At 56.5% G+C, this 18,075-nt stretch carries 18 protein-coding genes; 15 read left to right on the top strand and 3 right to left on the bottom strand.

Annotation, left to right across the window (positions count from 1 at the left end; translation table 11 throughout):
- Nucleotides 1–202 precede the first annotated feature (202 nt).
- A complete protein-coding gene (rpoH, locus tag NIM72_RS10940; RefSeq protein ID WP_003852201.1) occupies nt 203–1,060 on the top strand; it encodes an RNA polymerase sigma factor RpoH in 858 nt (285 codons plus the stop codon).
- A 60-nt stretch (nt 1,061–1,120) separates the two neighbouring features.
- Here rpoH and panM read toward each other — a convergent pair whose 3' ends face one another.
- Nucleotides 1,121–1,516, bottom strand: a complete 396-nt coding sequence (gene panM, locus NIM72_RS10935; protein ID WP_013359346.1) for an aspartate 1-decarboxylase autocleavage activator PanM — start codon at nt 1,514–1,516, stop codon at nt 1,121–1,123.
- A gap of 395 nt (nt 1,517–1,911) precedes the next feature.
- Between panM and NIM72_RS10930 the strand changes: the two genes are divergently transcribed.
- From NIM72_RS10930 to ugpQ, 10 genes are all read left to right on the top strand, one after another.
- Nucleotides 1,912–3,024: a branched-chain amino acid ABC transporter substrate-binding protein gene (locus tag NIM72_RS10930; RefSeq protein WP_013359345.1), complete on the top strand. Its 1,113-nt coding sequence runs from the start codon at nt 1,912–1,914 to the stop codon at nt 3,022–3,024.
- A 134-nt stretch (nt 3,025–3,158) separates the two neighbouring features.
- Nucleotides 3,159–4,085 (top strand): high-affinity branched-chain amino acid ABC transporter permease LivH, encoded by a 927-nt coding sequence (livH, locus tag NIM72_RS10925; protein WP_009087789.1) that lies wholly within the window; start codon nt 3,159–3,161, stop codon nt 4,083–4,085.
- Entirely contained in the window at nt 4,082–5,353 is a 1,272-nt protein-coding gene (locus tag NIM72_RS10920; RefSeq protein ID WP_161735544.1) for a high-affinity branched-chain amino acid ABC transporter permease LivM, read from the top strand. Before livH ends, NIM72_RS10920 begins: the two co-directional genes overlap by 4 nt.
- On the top strand, nt 5,350–6,117 hold the full coding sequence (livG, locus tag NIM72_RS10915; protein WP_013359342.1) for a high-affinity branched-chain amino acid ABC transporter ATP-binding protein LivG: 768 nt from the start codon (nt 5,350–5,352) through the stop codon (nt 6,115–6,117). The genes NIM72_RS10920 and livG overlap by 4 nt, the downstream gene beginning before the upstream one ends.
- Before the next feature lies 1 nt (nt 6,118).
- Complete coding sequence (gene livF / locus NIM72_RS10910) at nt 6,119–6,832, top strand: high-affinity branched-chain amino acid ABC transporter ATP-binding protein LivF (RefSeq protein WP_013359341.1); 714 nt, start codon at nt 6,119–6,121, stop codon at nt 6,830–6,832.
- 439 nt (nt 6,833–7,271) lie between these two features.
- A complete protein-coding gene (gene ugpB / locus NIM72_RS10905; RefSeq protein WP_161735542.1) occupies nt 7,272–8,588 on the top strand; it encodes a sn-glycerol-3-phosphate ABC transporter substrate-binding protein UgpB in 1,317 nt (438 codons plus the stop codon).
- A gap of 53 nt (nt 8,589–8,641) precedes the next feature.
- Nucleotides 8,642–9,529, top strand: coding sequence for a sn-glycerol-3-phosphate ABC transporter permease UgpA (gene ugpA, locus NIM72_RS10900; RefSeq protein ID WP_010253295.1), 888 nt, complete (start codon nt 8,642–8,644; stop codon nt 9,527–9,529).
- Complete coding sequence (ugpE, locus tag NIM72_RS10895) at nt 9,526–10,371, top strand: sn-glycerol-3-phosphate ABC transporter permease UgpE (RefSeq protein ID WP_161735538.1); 846 nt, start codon at nt 9,526–9,528, stop codon at nt 10,369–10,371. The genes ugpA and ugpE overlap by 4 nt, the downstream gene beginning before the upstream one ends.
- Nucleotide 10,372: 1 nt before the next feature.
- Nucleotides 10,373–11,446: a sn-glycerol-3-phosphate import ATP-binding protein UgpC gene (locus NIM72_RS10890; protein ID WP_253420307.1), complete on the top strand. Its 1,074-nt coding sequence runs from the start codon at nt 10,373–10,375 to the stop codon at nt 11,444–11,446.
- Nucleotides 11,443–12,186, top strand: coding sequence for a glycerophosphodiester phosphodiesterase (gene ugpQ / locus NIM72_RS10885; RefSeq protein ID WP_161735534.1), 744 nt, complete (start codon nt 11,443–11,445; stop codon nt 12,184–12,186). The genes NIM72_RS10890 and ugpQ overlap by 4 nt, the downstream gene beginning before the upstream one ends.
- On the opposite strand, the gene NIM72_RS10880 is transcribed toward ugpQ, so the two are convergent.
- Nucleotides 12,183–12,470, bottom strand: a complete 288-nt coding sequence (locus tag NIM72_RS10880; RefSeq protein WP_161735532.1) for a DUF2756 domain-containing protein — start codon at nt 12,468–12,470, stop codon at nt 12,183–12,185. The genes ugpQ and NIM72_RS10880 overlap by 4 nt on opposite strands.
- A 208-nt stretch (nt 12,471–12,678) precedes the next feature.
- On the opposite strand from NIM72_RS10880, the gene ggt reads away from it, so the two are divergent.
- Nucleotides 12,679–14,430: a gamma-glutamyltransferase gene (ggt, locus tag NIM72_RS10875; protein ID WP_161735530.1), complete on the top strand. Its 1,752-nt coding sequence runs from the start codon at nt 12,679–12,681 to the stop codon at nt 14,428–14,430.
- A 330-nt stretch (nt 14,431–14,760) separates the two neighbouring features.
- Here the strand turns inward: ggt and NIM72_RS10870 are convergent, their stop codons facing one another.
- Complete coding sequence (locus NIM72_RS10870) at nt 14,761–15,255, bottom strand: GNAT family N-acetyltransferase (RefSeq protein ID WP_161735528.1); 495 nt, start codon at nt 15,253–15,255, stop codon at nt 14,761–14,763.
- 348 nt (nt 15,256–15,603) lie between these two features.
- Between NIM72_RS10870 and NIM72_RS10865 the strand changes: the two genes are divergently transcribed.
- The 3 genes from NIM72_RS10865 to gntK all read left to right on the top strand — a co-directional run bounded on the left by NIM72_RS10865 (nt 15,604) and on the right by gntK (nt 18,074).
- Nucleotides 15,604–16,299, top strand: coding sequence for a pirin family protein (locus NIM72_RS10865; RefSeq protein WP_161735526.1), 696 nt, complete (start codon nt 15,604–15,606; stop codon nt 16,297–16,299).
- 102 nt (nt 16,300–16,401) lie between these two features.
- Nucleotides 16,402–17,397 (top strand): gluconate operon transcriptional repressor GntR, encoded by a 996-nt coding sequence (gntR, locus tag NIM72_RS10860; protein WP_161735524.1) that lies wholly within the window; start codon nt 16,402–16,404, stop codon nt 17,395–17,397.
- A gap of 140 nt (nt 17,398–17,537) precedes the next feature.
- Nucleotides 17,538–18,074 carry a gluconokinase gene (gene gntK, locus NIM72_RS10855; RefSeq protein WP_161735522.1) on the top strand — a complete coding sequence of 179 codons (537 nt, stop codon included), beginning with the start codon at nt 17,538–17,540 and terminating at the stop codon, nt 18,072–18,074.
- Nucleotide 18,075 lies beyond the last annotated feature (1 nt).

Raw genomic sequence — 18,075 nt, 5'->3', positions numbered from 1 at the left:
ACCGATAGTGGGTGCAGAGGATTTTTCCCCTCTTCCCTTCCTGTCATCTGTGTGTAAAATATTCACTGCTATAATTGAACTTGTGGATAACTTTATCACTCTAAGTAGCACAGATTGCTTTCGGATCTCGCGCGACGTTGACGTAATGTATCGTCTGCGCAGGGAAATGTGCGGCAATTCCACTGAATTTGTGAGGGTTTGAATGACCAAAGAAATGCAAACTTTAGCTATTGCTCCTCTTGGCAACCTGGAGTCTTACGTCCGGGCTGCGAATACCTGGCCGATGCTCTCGGCTGAAGAGGAAAAAGCGTTGGCTGAACGGCTGCATTACCAGGGCGATCTGGAAGCAGCAAAGACGCTGATCCTGTCTCACCTACGCTTTGTAGTTCATATCGCTCGTAATTACTCCGGCTATGGTCTGCCACAGGCTGACCTGGTCCAGGAAGGCAACATCGGCCTGATGAAAGCGGTGCGTCGCTTCAACCCTGAAGTGGGCGTGCGTCTGGTTTCGTTCGCCGTGCACTGGATTAAAGCGGAGATTCACGAATACGTGCTGCGTAACTGGCGTATTGTGAAAGTCGCGACCACCAAAGCACAGCGTAAGCTGTTCTTTAACCTGCGTAAAACCAAGCAGCGTCTGGGCTGGTTCAATCAGGACGAAGTCGAGATGGTTGCGCGCGAGCTGGGCGTAAGCAGCAAAGACGTGCGCGAAATGGAATCGCGTATGGCCGCGCAGGATATGACCTTTGATATGTCTGCCGACGACGAGAGCAGCGAAGGCCGTTCGATGGCACCGGTGCTGTATCTGCAGGATAAAACCTCTGACTTTGCCGACGGCATCGAAGAGGATAACTGGGATGCGCATGCGGCTGACAAGCTGAGCTATGCGATGGAAGGTCTGGATGAGCGCAGTCAGCACATCATTCGCGCCCGCTGGCTGGACGAAGACAATAAAACCACGCTGCAGGAGCTGGCCGATCAGTACGGCGTATCCGCCGAACGTGTCCGGCAGCTGGAAAAGAACGCCATGAAGAAACTGCGTATGGCGATTGAAGCGTAACGCACTTCAACACCTTAAGGGGCGACAGATGATGTCGCCCTTTTTGTTTTCTGCGTCCGGCTAGTCTGCCGCCCGTATCCAGCCATCACTCTGCGCCCTGAAGCCACACGCCTGCATAAACGCCGCGCGTACCTGCTGATCGTCACTGCCATCATCGGCAATCCACCAGTCCGCGATTGAACCATTCTGCCTGATTGTCTCCTCCAGCAAATACTGTCCTACCCCGCGTCGCCGGGTGACATCGCGCACCGCCAGCCGGTGAACCTTGCCATGGATGCCGGAGATTTCCAGCTGCAAACCTGCCAGCAGACGGTCATTAAAACGCGCTGCGTAAAGACGATGAGACTCACTTAAACCCTGTTCCAGTTTTTCCATCTCCAGATCCGGCCAGACTTTGCCAAGATCGATGCGGTCCTGCGGCGTCAGCGCGGTCAGGCGCTGGATAGTGAGCTTCATAACAAAAACCTCTAAAAAAGGGGAAAGTGTAGCGAAAGTATACAACCAGAGGGCCACCACATTTTCATCAATAAAACAGGTCAAAAGATGGCCTGGATGCCAGGATAACAGGAGTAAACCTGGATAGCGGGCGAAGAATCCAGCATAACACGCTGGCAAAGTGGTCATAAACCGGCCATTGCATCCAGTGTATTATGCTGTTTAACCCGGTCAATTCTGAATGTGTCAGTTGATTTACAGAAGAAACTTCCTGTTTAATAACCTGAAAAATAAAGCCTTATTACTAATAAATGTCAGAAAAGTACGCTAACTCATTCATCATTAATCAGTTTTCGACTTTATCTGGCAACGCAAGCACTCACAACATACACGACAAAATAAATGGGGTAGTCAGGATGAAAATGAAAGGGCGCGCATTACTGGCAGGATGTGTAGCACTGGCGATGAGCCATGCGGCGCTGGCTGAAGATATCAAAGTGGCAATTGTCGGCGCAATGTCAGGTCCGGTAGCGCAGTACGGCGACATGCAGTTCGCCGGTGCAACGCAGGCGATTGAAGATATTAACGCCAAAGGCGGCGTTAACGGCAACAAACTGGTGGCGGTGAAATATGATGACGCCTGTGACCCGAAACAGGCGGTTGCGGTCGCGAACAAGGTGATTAACGATGGCATCCGCTACGTCATCGGCCACCTCTGCTCTTCCTCCACCCAGCCGGCGTCTGACATCTATGAAGATGAAGGCGTGCTGATGATCACCCCGGCCGCGACCGCACCTGACCTGACTTCCCGTGGCTATAAACTGATTATGCGCACCACCGGCCTCGACTCCGATCAGGGGCCGACCGCCGCGAAATATGTGATGACCGAGCTGAAACCGCAGCGTATCGCAGTGGTTCACGACAAACAGCAGTATGGCGAAGGCCTGGCGCGCTCCGTGCAGGAGAGCCTGAAAAAGCAGGGCGCTAATATCGTGATGTTTGAAGGAATCACCGCGGGCGATAAAGATTTCTCTACGCTGGTAGCCCGCTTCAAGAAAGAGAACGTCGATTTCGTCTATTTCGGCGGTTACTACCCGGAAATGGGCCAAATCGTGCGTCAGGCACGTGCTGCTGGCCTGAAAACCCAGTTTATGGGACCAGAGGGTGTGGGTAACGCCTCGCTGTCGAACATTGCTGGTGCGGCTTCTGAAGGCATGCTGGTGACCCTGCCGAAACGTTACGACCAGGTCGAAACTAACAAACCGATCGTTGACGCGCTGAAAGCGAAGAAACTGGATCCGACCGGCCCGTTCGTCTGGACCACCTATGCCGCTCTGCAGTCGCTGGCAACCGGTATGGAGCGCAGCAAGAGTGCTGAGCCGGATGCTATCGTAAAAAACCTCAAGGAAGGTGCCGCGGTGCCAACCGTGATGGGCAACCTGAACTGGGATGAGAAGGGCGATCTCAAGGGCTTTGAATTCGGCGTCTTCAAATGGCATGCCGATGGCACCTCGACGGCTGTGAAGTAAACCAGGCTGTTTTGTGGTGAGCGGGAGGCCGGGTAACCGGTTTCCCCTGACCAGCGACACGAACGCCTGGTGCTCGTCTGCCAGGCGTTTTTTGTACCCCGATCGCCTGCGATCGGTTAAGTAAGGGTCAAGGTATGTCCGAGCAGTTCCTCTATTTTATTCAGCAGATGTTTAACGGTGTGACCCTGGGTAGCACTTACGCGCTGATCGCCATCGGTTACACCATGGTTTACGGCATTATCGGCATGATCAACTTCGCCCACGGCGAGGTCTACATGATCGGTAGCTATGTCTCCTTTATCGTGATCGCCGCCCTGATGATGATGGGCATCGACACTACCTGGCTGATGATTGCTGCTGGCTTTGTGATGGCGGTGATTATCTCCAGCGCCTACGGCTGGAGCATTGAGCGCGTCGCCTACCGGCCTGTGCGTTCATCCAAGCGCCTGATTGCGCTGATCTCCGCCATCGGGATGTCGATATTCCTGCAAAACTACGTCAGCCTGACGCAGGGTTCACGCGACCTGGCGCTGCCGAGCCTGATCACCGGACAGTGGACGGTAGGCGAGAGCAACGGGTTTGCCGCCACGATTTCTACCATGCAGATTGTGATCTGGGTGGTGACGTTCCTGGCGATGCTGGCGCTGACCACCTTTATCCGCTATTCCCGTATGGGCCGCGCCTGTCGCGCCTGCGCTGAAGACCTGAAAATGGCCAGCCTGCTGGGGATTAACACCGACCGCGTGATCTCGCTGACCTTTGTGATCGGTGCCGCGATGGCGGCAGTCGCAGGCGTGCTGCTGGGCCAGTTCTATGGGTCGATCAACCCCTTCATCGGCTTTATGGCGGGCATGAAAGCCTTTACCGCCGCGGTGCTGGGCGGGATTGGCAGTATTCCGGGCGCAATGATTGGCGGCCTGGTACTGGGCATCGCTGAAGCGCTGACTTCTGCGTATCTCAGCACGGAATATAAAGATGTGGTCTCGTTTGCCCTGCTGATTGTGGTGCTGCTGGTGATGCCGACCGGGATTCTGGGTCGCCCGGAGGTTGAAAAAGTATGAAGATCTCCTTTATCAATGCCCTGATCTCGTCGGTGATGCTGCTGGTGCTTGCCACCTTCTTTATGGGATTGCGCCTGAATCTGGACGGCACGAATCTGGTAGTGCAGAACGCGGGTAGCGTGCGCTGGAACTGGATCGCCGCAGGCTGTGCGGTGGTGTTTCTGTTCCAGCTGTTGCGTCCGGTGTGGCAAAGCGGCCTGAAGAAAATCTCCGGTCCGGCGCTGGTGTTGCCTGGCCTGGATGGCTCGACGCCAAAGCAGAAGCTGGTGATGGCAGTGATGATTATCGCCGCCATTGCCTGGCCATTCCTGGTGTCACGCGGCACCGTCGATATCGCCACCATGACGCTGATCTATGTGATGCTCGGTCTGGGCTTAAACGTGGTGGTCGGTCTCTCTGGCCTGCTGGTACTGGGTTATGGCGGCTTTTACGCCATCGGTGCCTACACTTTTGCGCTGCTGAATCACTATTACGGTCTTGGCTTCTGGCAATGCCTGCCGCTTTCCGGCATGGTCGCTGCATTGTTTGGTCTGCTGCTGGGCTTCCCGGTGCTGCGACTGCGCGGCGACTATCTGGCGATTGTGACGCTGGGCTTCGGTGAGATCGTGCGTATTCTGCTGCTGAACAATACCGCCCTGACCGGCGGGCCGAATGGCATCAGCCAGATCCCGAAACCGACGCTGTTTGGTCTGGAGTTTGGCCGTACGCCCCGTGAAGGCGGCTGGGATACCTTCCATAACTTCTTTGGGCTGAAGTACGATCCCAGCGACCGCATCATCTTCCTCTACCTGGTGGCGCTGCTGCTGGTGGTATTGACGCTGTTCGTGATCAACCGGCTGCTGCGGATGCCGCTGGGCCGGGCCTGGGAAGCGCTGCGCGAAGATGAGATTGCCTGTCGTTCACTGGGCCTGAGTCCGACCCGCATCAAGCTGACCGCCTTTACCATCAGTGCCGCGTTTGCCGGTTTTGCCGGCAGTCTCTTCGCGGCGCGTCAGGGCTTTGTCAGCCCGGAATCCTTTACCTTTGTCGAGTCCGCCTTTGTGCTGGCGATTGTGGTATTGGGCGGGATGGGCTCGCAGTTTGCGGTCATTCTGGCCGCCATCCTGCTGGTGGTGTCACGCGAGCTGATGCGCGACCTCAATGAATACAGCATGCTGGTGCTGGGTGGCCTGATGGTGCTGATGATGATCTGGCGTCCGCAGGGCCTGTTGCCGATGAAGCGTCCGCATCTGAAGCTCAGAACCGGTAAACAAGGAGAACAGGCATGATTCAGCCTTTATTAGCCGTTGAAGGCCTGATGATGCGCTTCGGCGGTCTGTTAGCCGTGAACAATGTGGCACTGGAGCTGCGTCCACAGGAGATCGTTTCACTGATTGGTCCCAACGGTGCCGGTAAAACCACCGTGTTCAACTGCCTGACCGGCTTTTACAAACCCACCGGTGGCACGATCAAACTGCGTGAGCAGCATCTGGAAGGGTTGCCGGGCCAGAAGATTGCGCGGATGGGCATCGTGCGGACTTTCCAGCACGTGCGTCTGTTCCGTGAGATGACGGTGATTGAGAACCTGCTGGTCGCGCAGCATCAGCATCTGAAAAGCGGCGTATTTTCCGGCCTGCTGAAAACCCCGGCGTTTCGCCGCAGTGAGAGCGAGGCGCTGGATCGTGCGGCGACCTGGCTGGAGCGGGTGGGTCTGCTGGATCTGGCGAACCGTCAGGCGGGCAATCTGGCCTATGGTCAGCAGCGCCGTCTGGAGATTGCGCGCTGTATGGTGACGCGCCCGGAGATTCTGATGCTGGATGAACCGGCGGCGGGTCTTAACCCCAAAGAGACCCACGAGCTGGACGCGCTGATTGCGGAACTGCGTGGTGAACACAAGGTGTCGGTGCTGCTGATTGAACATGATATGAAGCTGGTGATGGGTATTTCTGACCGTATTTACGTGGTTAATCAGGGAACGCCGCTGGCTAACGGAACGCCGGAGGAGATTCGTAATAATCCGGATGTCATTCGTGCCTATTTAGGAGAGGCCTGAGATGGCAAATGCGATGTTAACCATTGAGAACGTCAGCGCTCACTACGGCAAAATTCAGGCGCTGCACAACGTTAGTCTCTATATCAATCAGGGCGAAATCGTCACCCTGATTGGCGCTAACGGCGCCGGAAAAACCACGCTGCTGGGCACGCTGTGCGGCGAGCCGCGCGCGACCCAGGGCACCATCACTTTTGATGGCAAAGCCATTACTGACTGGCAAACGGCGCGCATCATGCGTGAAGCGATCGCCATCGTGCCAGAGGGACGGCGGGTGTTTTCGCGCATGACGGTGGAAGAGAACCTGGCGATGGGCGGCTTTTTTGCCAGCCGCCCGGAGTATCTGACGCGGATTAAGCGCGTGTATGAACTCTTTCCACGGCTGGAGGAGCGTAAAATCCAGCGTGCCGGGACGATGTCAGGCGGCGAACAGCAGATGCTGGCGATTGGCCGTGCGCTGATGAGCCAGCCGCGCCTGCTGTTGCTGGATGAGCCGTCGCTGGGACTGGCACCGATCATTATTCAGCAGATCTTCGACACGATTGAGCAGTTGCGCAGCGAAGGGATGACGATTTTCCTGGTGGAGCAGAATGCCAATCAGGCGCTGAAGCTGGCTGATCGGGGCTATGTGCTGGAGAACGGGCATGTCGTGCTCGAAGATAGCGGTGCAGCGCTCCTATCCAACGAAGCCGTCCGCAGCGCTTACTTAGGTGCCTGATGGGGCACGGCCTGGCTTACTTGCCAGGTTCCGGTTGGGCAGTGCTCGCCATCCTCACGTACTACGTGTACGCTCCGGTGGCTGCGCGCTGTCCGCCCGCAACCTGGCTGCGCCGCCGACGGCCTTTGAAAGTGATGCGGAATGTGTCGCTGACGGCCTTGAGTGTTGGTTTGAGTGGAGCCGCCGACGGCCTTCGACTTCAGTGAAGTGAAAACCTCAGTAAGGTATTTTCAGCTTCCAGTCGCTCTGCAATTTATGTAACTAAAAACTGGTATCGCGGGCGTTTTGCCGCCGTGCTGCCAGCGTCCTCTTTTTCTCAATAAAGCCTGTCACCCGCCTGTCATCTTCCTGTTATTAATCCGTCATTTCCCCGTGTCATGTTACTTCGCGAACCAGAAATCCGTGATTTCACGCGTATTTACCTGCACAGGAAAATTCTATGTCCGTCGTTACCTTTCGTCGTAGCCTGATGAGCGTGCTGCTCGGTCTGACACTCAGCAGCCATGCCATGGCCGCCACTGAGATTCCTTTCTGGCACTCTATGGAAGGCGAGTTAGGCAAAGAAGTGGATTCGCTGGCACAGCGTTTTAACCAGACGCATCCCGATTACAAAATTGTTCCGACCTACAAAGGTAACTACGAGCAGAGCCTGGCGGCAGGGATTGCGGCCGTGCGCAGCGGCAAAGCCCCCGCGGTACTGCAGGTCTATGAAGTCGGTACGGCGACCATGATGGCTTCTAAGGCGATTGTGCCGGTGCATCAGGTTTTCAAAGATGCTGGCATCCCCTTTGATGAAAAGCAGTTCGTACCAACGGTGGCGGGCTACTACAGCGACAGCAAAGGTCAGCTGATCTCTCAGCCGTTCAACAGCTCGACGCCGGTGCTCTACTACAACAAAGACGCCTTCAAAAAAGCGGGCCTTAACCCGGATCAACCCCCTAAAACCTGGCAGGAGCTGGCGACGGATGCCGCCGCACTGCGCAAATCGGGGATGAGCTGTGGCTACGCCAGCGGCTGGCAGGGCTGGATCCAGATTGAAAACTTCAGCGCCTGGCATGCGCTGCCGGTGGCGACAGAGAACAACGGATTTGATGGGCTCAACGCGGTGCTGGAGTTCAACAAGCCGGTACAGGTTCGTCACATCGACCTGCTGGAAGCGATGAACAAAAAAGGGGACTTCACCTACTTTGGCCGCAAAGATGAGTCCACCGCCAAGTTCTACAACGGTGACTGCGGTATCACCACCGCCTCATCCGGATCGCTGGCTGATATCCGCCACTACGCCAAATTCAACTTCGGCGTCGGCATGATGCCGTATGACGACACCGTGCCGAATGCACCGCAGAACGCCCTGATCGGCGGGGCCAGCCTGTGGGTGATGAAAGGCAAAGATGCGGCAACCTACAAAGGCGTGGCCGAGTTCATGCAGTTCCTGGCTAAACCGGAAATCGCCGCGGAATGGCACCAGAAAACCGGCTATCTGCCGATTACCACCGCCGCCTACGAGCTGACGAAACAGCAGGGCTTCTACGATAAGAATCCGGGTGCAGATATTGCGACCCGCCAGATGATGAACAAGCCGCCACTGCCGTTCACCAAAGGCATGCGTCTGGGCAACATGCCGCAGATTCGTACCGTGATCGACGAGGAGCTGGAAAGCGTCTGGACCGGCAAACAGTCGCCGCAAAGCGCGCTGGATAACGCAGTGAAACGCGGCAACGAACTGCTGCGCCGCTTTCAGCAGCAGGTGAAATAATCTCTCCTCTGGCCAGCCCAGGCTGGCCCCTCTTTTCTGACGCCAGGTACGCCATGTCTTCATCCCGTCCGGTTTTTCGCACCAGCCTGTTGCCCTATCTTCTGGTGCTGCCGCAACTGCTGATTACCGCCATCTTCTTTCTCTGGCCTGCCGGTGAAGCGCTGTGGTACTCGCTGCAAAGCCTCGACCCCTTTGGCATCTCCAGCAGCTTTGTCGGGCTGGAAAACTTCAGACGCCTGTTTGCCGATCCCTACTATCTGGACTCGTTCTGGACCACGATAAAATTCAGCGGCATGGTCACGGTGTTCGGCATGGTCTTTTCGCTGCTGCTGGCGGCGCTGGTGGATTATGTGGTGCGACTGCGCCGCCTCTATCAGACCCTGCTGCTGCTGCCCTACGCCGTTGCGCCTGTGGTGGCTGCGGTGCTGTGGATGTTTCTGTTTAACCCCGGTCTGGGCCTGTTCAGCTATCTGCTGAACCACATCGGCTACAACTGGAACTATGCGCAAAACAGCGGTCAGGCGATGTTCCTGATTGTGCTGGCATCAATCTGGCAGCAGATGAGCTACAACTTCCTGTTCTTTTTTGCCGCCCTGCAATCTATTCCCAAATCGCTGGTGGAAGCCGCCGCCATTGACGGTGCCGGGCCGGTGCGTCGCTTCTTCAACCTCTCACTGCCGCTGATCACGCCCGTGAGTTTCTTTCTGCTGGTGGTGAACCTCATCTACGCCTTCTTCGATACCTTCCCGGTGATTGATGCCGCGACCGGCGGCGGGCCGGTGCAGGCGACCACCACGCTGATCTACAAAATCTATCGTGAAGGCTTTACCGGTCTGGATCTCTCCTCGTCCGCGGCGCAGTCGGTGGTGCTGATGCTGCTGGTCATCGGGCTGACGGTGCTCCAGTTCCGCTTTGTTGAACGTAAGGTGCAATACCAATGATTGAGAATCGACGCGGGCTGGATATCTTCAGCCACATCGTGCTGGTGCTGGGCGTGCTCACTATCCTGTTTCCGCTCTATGTCGCCTTTGTGGCGGCGACGCTGGATAACGAGGCGGTCTATCAGGTGCCGATGACGCTGGTGCCCGGTACGCACCTGTGGGAGAACATCTCGCGCATCTGGACCCATGGCGTCAACGGCAGCGGGCCAGCGTTTGGCCTGATGCTGCTCAACAGCATGATCATGGCGCTGGGCATCACCTTCGGCAAAATCACCGTGTCGATGCTGTCGGCGTTTGCGCTGGTCTGGTTCCGTTTTCCGCTGCGCACGCTCTTTTTCTGGCTGATCTTCATCACCCTGATGCTGCCGGTAGAGGTGCGTATCTTTCCTACGGTTCAGGTGATTGCCGATCTCAACCTGCTCGACAGCTACAGCGGATTAACCCTGCCACTGATGGCATCGGCAACCGCGACCTTTCTGTTCCGCCAGTTCTTTATGTCACTGCCGGATGAGCTGGTGGAAGCGGCGCGCATCGACGGTGCCAGCGCGATGCGCTTCTTTATCGACATTGTTCTGCCGCTGTCAAAAACCAATCTGGCGGCGCTGTTTGTCATCACCTTTATCTACGGCTGGAACCAGTATCTCTGGCCGCTGCTGATTATCAATGACGCCAGCCTCGGCACGGCGGTGGCAGGGATCAAAAGCATGATCTCCTCCAGCGGTTCGCCGACCCAGTGGAACGAAGTGATGGCGGCAATGTTATTAACCCTGATCCCACCGCTGGTGGTGGTGTTAGTCATGCAGCGTGCCTTTGTGCGCGGTCTGGTTGAGAGTGAGAAATAAGATGGCAGGCGTAACCCTTCAGGCAGTAACCAAGTCCTACGATGGCAAAAATCAGATCATTCAGCCGCTGAACGTCACCATCAATGACGGCGAATTTATGGTGATGGTCGGGCCGTCCGGCTGCGGCAAATCGACCCTGCTGCGCATGGTGGCCGGACTGGAGCGCGTCACCTCCGGCGATATCTATATTGATAACCGGCGCGTCACTCAGGAAGAGCCGAAAGATCGCGGCATTGCGATGGTGTTCCAGAACTACGCGCTCTATCCCCATATGTCGGTAGAGGAGAACATGGCCTATGGCCTGAAAATCCGCGGTATGGGCAAAGAGCAGATTCGCCAGCGGGTACTTGAAACGGCGCGCAGTCTGGAGCTGGATCACCTGCTGATGCGGCGGCCTCGCGAGCTGTCTGGCGGACAGCGCCAGCGCGTGGCGATGGGGCGCGCCATCGTACGTGAACCGGCAGTGTTTCTGTTTGATGAGCCGTTGTCGAATCTTGATGCCCGCCTGCGGGTGCAGATGCGGCTGGAACTGCAACAGCTGCATCGCCGCTTACAGACCACCAGCCTCTATGTCACGCATGATCAGGTGGAGGCGATGACGCTGGCGCAGCGGGTGATGGTAATGAACAAAGGGGTGGTCGAGCAGCTTGGCACGCCGGTTGAGGTGTATGAACGTCCCGCCAGCCAGTTTGTTGCCTCGTTTATCGGCGCGCCTGCCATGAACCTGCTGAAAGGACAGTTCAGCAGCGACGGATCGCGCTTTGACCTCGACGCCTCGCATGCCCTGCCGCTCAGCGACACAAAAGCGAAATGGGCCAACCGGCCGGTGGTGCTGGGCATCCGGCCAGAGCACATCCGGCTCAGTAGCCGCGAGCAGGGCGGCGTGCCGCTGCGGGTCGATACGCTGGAGATGCTGGGTGCCGATAATCTGGCCCATGGTCGCATCGGTGACACGCCACTGGTGGTACGCTTAGCCCACAGCGAACGGCCGCAGCCAGGCAGTACGCTGTGGCTGCATCTGCCGTCAGATGCGTTACACTTCTTCGATTCAACTCATGGAAAGCGTCTGGAATGAGCACACAACACTGGCCTTATCCCCGCATCGTCGCCCATCGTGGCGGCGGTAAACTGGCACCAGAAAACACGCTGGCCGCGATCGACACTGGCGCGAAGTATGGTCATCAGATGATTGAATTTGATGCCAAATTATCGGCGGATGCGCAGATCTTCCTGCTGCATGACGACACGCTGGATCGCACCAGTAACGGCTGGGGCGTCGCGGGTCAGCTGCCGTGGGAGAAGCTGTCGCAGCTCGACGCGGGCAGCTGGTTTGGCAACGCGTTTACCGGCGAGAAGCTGGCGCGGCTGGATGAAGTCGCGGCCCGCTGTCGTCAGCATCAGATGATGGTGAACATCGAAATCAAACCGACCACCGGCAGTGACGCCGAAACCGGACGCGCCGTGGCGCAGGCTGCCGCGATCCTGTGGCAGGGTCAGACCGCACCGTTGCTCTCTTCGTTCTCTTTTGAAGCACTGGAAGCGGCGATGCAGGTCGAGCCAGGGCTGCCGCGTGGCCTGCTGTCGCACAGCTGGGATCCACAGTGGCAGGAAAAAACCACGGCGCTGGCGTGCGTATCCATCCACCTCAACCATAAAGTGCTGACTGCGGAGCGGGTTGCAGAGCTGAAAAGTGCGGGCCTGAAGATTCTGGTCTATACCGTGAACAGCCCGGACCGGGCGCGGGAATTGCTGACGTGGGGCGTCGATGCCATCTGTACCGACAGCATCGACATCATTGGCCCCGATTTTCATTAGTTCTGATTCGGACTCTGGTTCTGCTGGCCCGGCTGTGTGGTTATCACCCGCTGTTGGGCGCTGTTGCGCTGCTCCTGCATTTTACGCTGCATGTCCTGCGTCTGACGCTGCTGATCCTGGCGCAGCTTCAGCTGTTGCTGCTGTTGCTGGCTCTGCATCTGCGACTGCATCCGCTGCTGGCTCGGGTTATAGCCCGGTTTATTTGGATCGTTGGTGCTGTTCAGCGTGTTCGCCTGACTGGCGAAAGGCAGCAGGGCGGCTAAAACAATCATCCACTTTTTCATCTTTGCTCCTTCCTTTATCGCGACAGGTTTTTTGGGTGCACAACGGCGCACACCGATATCAGGGTCGCACCCATAAGTTTACGCGATATCACAGACCTGACTTTCCGATCTATTCCTGATTTGACTTAACCCCGGTTATTTTGCTGTATTTGTAGGCACTTGCAGAAATGATAAAAAAATGTAAATAACAACATGGGATGGTGGCAGGATGAAAATGCAGCAGACAGTGCGTCAGCTTAGCTGGTCGCTGGTGATGAGCTTTACCATGGTGGCAGGCACTTATGCCGCGCCCACTCAGGCACCACCGGTCTCCTACGGCGTGGACAGTGATACCTTTCACCCGGTAAAAGCGCAGCACGGCATGGTAGCGTCGGTGGATGCGCTTGCAACCCAGGTGGGCGTGGAAATTCTGCGTCAGGGCGGTAATGCGGTAGATGCCGCGGTCGCCGTGGGCTTTGCGCTGGCTGTGACCCATCCGCAGGCGGGCAACCTGGGCGGCGGCGGCTTTATGCTGCTGCGCACTGCCTCTGGCCGCGCGACCGCTATCGATTTCCGTGAAATGGCACCGGGCCATGCGTCGCGCGATATGTTTCTGGATAAGCAGGGCAACGCCGACAGTAAGCTGTCGCTGACGTCACACCTTGCTTCCGGCACGCCGGGCACCGTTGCCGGACTGGCGCTGGCTGCGCAGAAATATGGCACCCTGCCGCTGAGCACGCTGCTGGCACCAGCGATCAAACTGGCGCGTGACGGTATTCCGGTCAACGATGCGCTGGCGGATGACCTGAAGACCTACGGCAAAGAAGTGTTGATCACCCATCCGAACAGTAAAGCGATTTTCTATAAACCGGACGGCACGCCGTGGCAGAAGGGCGATCGGCTGGTGCAGAAAAACCTGGCCCACAGCCTGCAACTGATTGCCCGTCAGGGACCGGATGCGTTTTACAAAGGTGAAATCGCGGATGAGATCGCCGGCGAGATGGCGCAGCATGGCGGCCTGATCAACAAAGCTGATCTGGCGGCCTATCGTGCGGTCGAGCGAACGCCTGTCAGCGGAACATACCGTGGCTATGAAGTCTTCTCTATGCCGCCGCCGTCATCCGGTGGTATCCACATCGTGCAGATCCTCAATATCCTGGAGAACTTCGATCTGGCGAAGATGGGCTTTGGCAGTGCTGACGCCATGCAGGTGATGGCAGAAGCGGAGAAATATGCCTACGCGGACCGCTCGGAATATCTTGGCGATCCCGATTTCGTGAAGGTACCGTGGCAGGCGCTGACCAGTAAAGCCTATGCCAAAACGCTGGCGCAGCAGATCGATGTAGCAAAGGCGCGCCCTTCCAGCGAGATCAAGCCCGGTAAGCTCGAACCTTACGAAAGTAATCAGACCACCCATTTCTCGGTGGTGGATAAGCAGGGCAATGCCGTTGCGGTAACCTATACCCTTAACACCTATTTCGGCAGCGGAATTGTGGCGGGCAAGAGTGGCATCCTGATGAATAATGAGATGGATGACTTCTCTGCCAAGCCAGGCACGCCAAATGTCTACGGGCTGGTCGGCGGGGAAGCGAATGCGGTGCAACCGGCGAAACGTCCGTTGTCATCGATGTCGCCGACTATCGTCGCCAAAGGGGGCAAAACCTGGCTGGTGACCGGCAGTCCTGGCGGCAGCCGCATTATCACCACGGTATTGCAGATGGTGGTTAACAGCATCGATTTCGGGATGAATGTGGCGGAAGCCACCAATGCGCCGCGCTTCCATCATCAGTGGCTGCCGGATCAGCTGCGGGTGGAGAAGGGCTTCAGTCCCGATACGCTGCGTCTGCTGGAAACCAAAGGTCAGCATGTGAAGGTACTTCCGTCGATGGGCAGTACGCAGAGCATCATGATCGGGCCGGATGGCATGCTCTACGGCGCTTCCGATCCGCGCAGCATCGATGATTTGAGTGCGGGTTATTGAGATTTGAGACTGCTGACAAACTCAAACCCGGGTGAATCTGACAGCAATAAATAAGCTTAACGCGCAGGGAACTGGGTCAGAAGAGGAAAGCGTCCCGCGACTGGGACAAAAACGCCGGGAGCGTTTTTGAACAACGCAACGCGTTGGCCCGGATACGGGCGCACCTCATGGATGAGGTGCGTAATCGCGCGGGCCGAGCATGTCATGGATGACGGCTTTTGCGTCTTTCCGATCTGACCCTGTTTCCTGCGCAGCCGCTAACTGACAGCGAACCTTGTCAGGGTTTATCAGCAGAAAGGGCGCCTTCGGTGCTCTTTCTGCTTCCACACGTCAGGCTTTAACCCGCGCCATATAATGCGCGTCAATCAGTTCACCGTGTCGCATTGCGAAGCCTTTTGCCGTTCCCTCAATCTCAAACCCGAAACGCTGATACAGGGCGATAGCCGGGCCATTATCCACGAACACCGTCAGCTCCATTCGGCTCACCTGTAGCCAGTTGTCACATAACGAGACCATTTCACGCATGAGTGCAGTACCGACGCCTCGCTGCCGGTAGCGTTCATCCACGCCCATCCCCAGCGAGGCGACGTGACGGCGTCTGGGACGTGCTACTGCGTCCAGCGCACACTGGCCTACAACCTCTTCGTCGATACAGGCCACCAGCAGATGCGAATGGGGCGGTGGTGTAGCGAGGCGGGTCTGCCACATCTGTAGCGATGAGTGAGGCAGATGCAGCGTGCTGGCCTGGGTATCTGGCTGACTGTAAATCCTGTGCAGCGCAGCAGCATCTTCTGGCATGACGTGGCGGACAACTATTTCACTCATGGTCTCTCCTTTAGTCCATAAAAACCTTTTAAACATCAAGGTATTCACCGCGTTAATCAGGGTAAAAAATGTGAAAAGAACTTTACAGACGCGAATGATAATGATTATTATTGCTATGCGTTTCCGGGAGGTCGCCCGACAGCCTGGAAAAGCACGACATTGCTCACATTGCTTCCAGTATTATTTCGCCAGCTTAGATGCTGGCTTTTTTTTGCCTGCACTCCTTCAATCCTTTTCAGCCACTGCGTCGCACTCATTCAATGAATTTGAAAAGAGGCGTGAAGTTTTTCAGCTATCAATCAAACCGCCTCAGGGACACACTATAAAAAACATTGAGGAGATTTGAACATGATCTATGTACGCAAAGCTGAAGAACGCGGTCACGCAAACCATGGCTGGCTGGATAGCTGGCATACCTTCTCTTTCGCCAGCTATCACGATGCGAACTTCATGGGGTTCTCCGCGCTGCGGGTCATCAATGAAGATGTGATCGATGGCGGTCAGGGATTTGGCACCCATCCGCATAAAGATATGGAAATTCTGACCTACGTGCTCTCCGGTACGGTTGAGCATCAGGACAGCATGGGCAACAAAGAGCAGATCCCGGCAGGGGAGTTCCAGATCATGAGCGCCGGTACTGGCGTGCGTCACTCGGAATACAACGCCAGCGAAAGCGAGCCGTTGCACCTCTATCAGATCTGGATCATTCCTGAGCGCACCGGCATTGAACCACGCTACGATCAGCGCCGCTTCCCGGATGTTAAAGGGCGTCAGCTGGTGTTAAGCCCCGATGCCCGTGAAGGATCGCTGAAAGTTTATCAGGACATGACCTTATCGCGCTGGGTACTGGCTGCCGGTGAGCAGGATAACGTCGCGATTGATGCGGGACGCCGTATCTGGATTCAGGTCGTGAAAGGTGATGTTACCGTTAACGGCAACGCAGTTACCACCAGCGACGCCCTGGCGATCTGGGACGAAAGCGCGCTGACGATTGAAGCCAGCTCGGCTGCCGAAGTTCTGCTATTTGATCTGCCACCCGTCTAAGCAGATAACGGGCGCGACTCGTCGCGCCCGGTTAGGAATTTTGTGACAGAAAAGTGATAGACTCATCGTACTTTAGCTTTCAGGGCGATCCCAGGCGCTACGATGAAGAAGAAAAGACCGGTATTACAGGATGTTGCCGATCGCGTCGGCATTACAAAAATGACCGTCAGCCGTTACCTGCGTAATCCTGAGCAGGTCTCTGTTGCCCTGCGGGACAAGATTGCAGTGGCACTGGATGAGCTGGGTTATATCCCCAATCGCGCCCCCGATATGCTTTCTAACGCTACCAGCCGTGCCATCGGCGTACTGCTGCCATCACTCACTAACCAGGTTTTTGCTGACGTATTGCGCGGCATTGAAGCCGTCACTGACGAAGCCAACTATCAGACGCTGGTCGCCCACTTTGGTTACAACCCGCAAAAAGAGGAGCTGCAACTGCGCTCGCTGCTGGGCTGGAACATTGATGGCGTTATCCTCACCGAACGCACTCATACGCCAGGCACGCTGCGTATGCTGGAAGTGGCCGGTATTCCGGTGATTGAGGTGATGGACAGCGTTACGCCCTGCCTGGATATGGCGGTCGGCTTTGATAACGTCGAAGCGGCCCGGCAGATGACGCAGGCGATCCTCAGTAAAGGCCATCGTCACACCGTCTATCTTGGCGCACGCCTTGATGAACGTACGCTGCAAAAGCAGCGCGGTTATGAAATCGCCATGCACGAAGCGGGTCTGACGCCGCACAGCGTGATGATGGAAGATGCCTCATCATTCAGCGCCGGTGGCGATTTGCTGCGTGAGGCGCAACGTCTCTATCCTGAAACGGATAGCCTGTTCTGTACCAATGATGACCTGGCGGTCGGCGCGATGTTTGAGTGTCAGCGCCAGGGATTGCAGGTACCCATTCAGATGGCGATTGCGGGTTTTCACGGCCATGATATCAGTCAGGTCGTCACACCACAGCTGGCGACCGTGCTGACGCCACGCGACCGCATGGGGCGTGAAGCGGCGGCGATGTTGCTGGCGCGTATTGCCGGTGAGAACAGTGATAATCCGCTTCGGGATATCGGTTTTGAGATCAGTGAAGGTGGCAGCATCTGATTGTGATGTTTTTATGAGTCAGCTCACACTTTTATGCTTTTCCTGGTAAAAAGGTTGCCAGGCTGTTAACCGGCCAGGAGAATGAGAAACGACATTGTTATCGGTAACATTGGCAAATTCTCACCTGCCGGAGCAGAAAAATGACAACGCAATCCCCGTCGCATCACGTTTTTATCCTGATGGGCGTTTCAGGCAGCGGAAAGTCTGCTGTCGCCAACCAGGTCTCTCACCAGCTGAATACAGCCTTTCTTGACGGTGATTTTCTCCACCCGCGCGCCAATATCCTGAAGATGGCCGATGGTCATCCGCTGGATGACAGCGATCGCCAGCCGTGGTTACAGGCGCTGAATGATGCCGCATTTGCCATGCAGCGGACCCAGGCGATCTCCATCATTGTCTGCTCAGCCCTGAAAAAAAGTTATCGCGACATTCTGCGTCAGGGCAATGACAACCTGCGTTTTGTCTACCTGAAAGGCGATTTTGACACCATCGAAGCCCGCCTGAAGGCGCGTAAGGGCCACTTCTTCAAGCCGCAGATGCTGGTAACCCAGTTTGCCACGCTGGAAGAGCCAGGGCGGGACGAGCCGGATGTTTTGGTCGTGGATATCGCGCATTCACTGGACGAGGTGGTAGCGGCTACGGTTGCAACTATTCAGGACGCTATCAGCCAGGGTTAGA

The sequence above is a fragment of the Pantoea sp. B550 genome, from assembly GCF_024158165.1.
In the GTDB taxonomy this organism is placed as follows: domain Bacteria; phylum Pseudomonadota; class Gammaproteobacteria; order Enterobacterales; family Enterobacteriaceae; genus Pantoea; species Pantoea alfalfae.
This window is presented reverse-complemented; position numbering and strand designations above follow the sequence as displayed.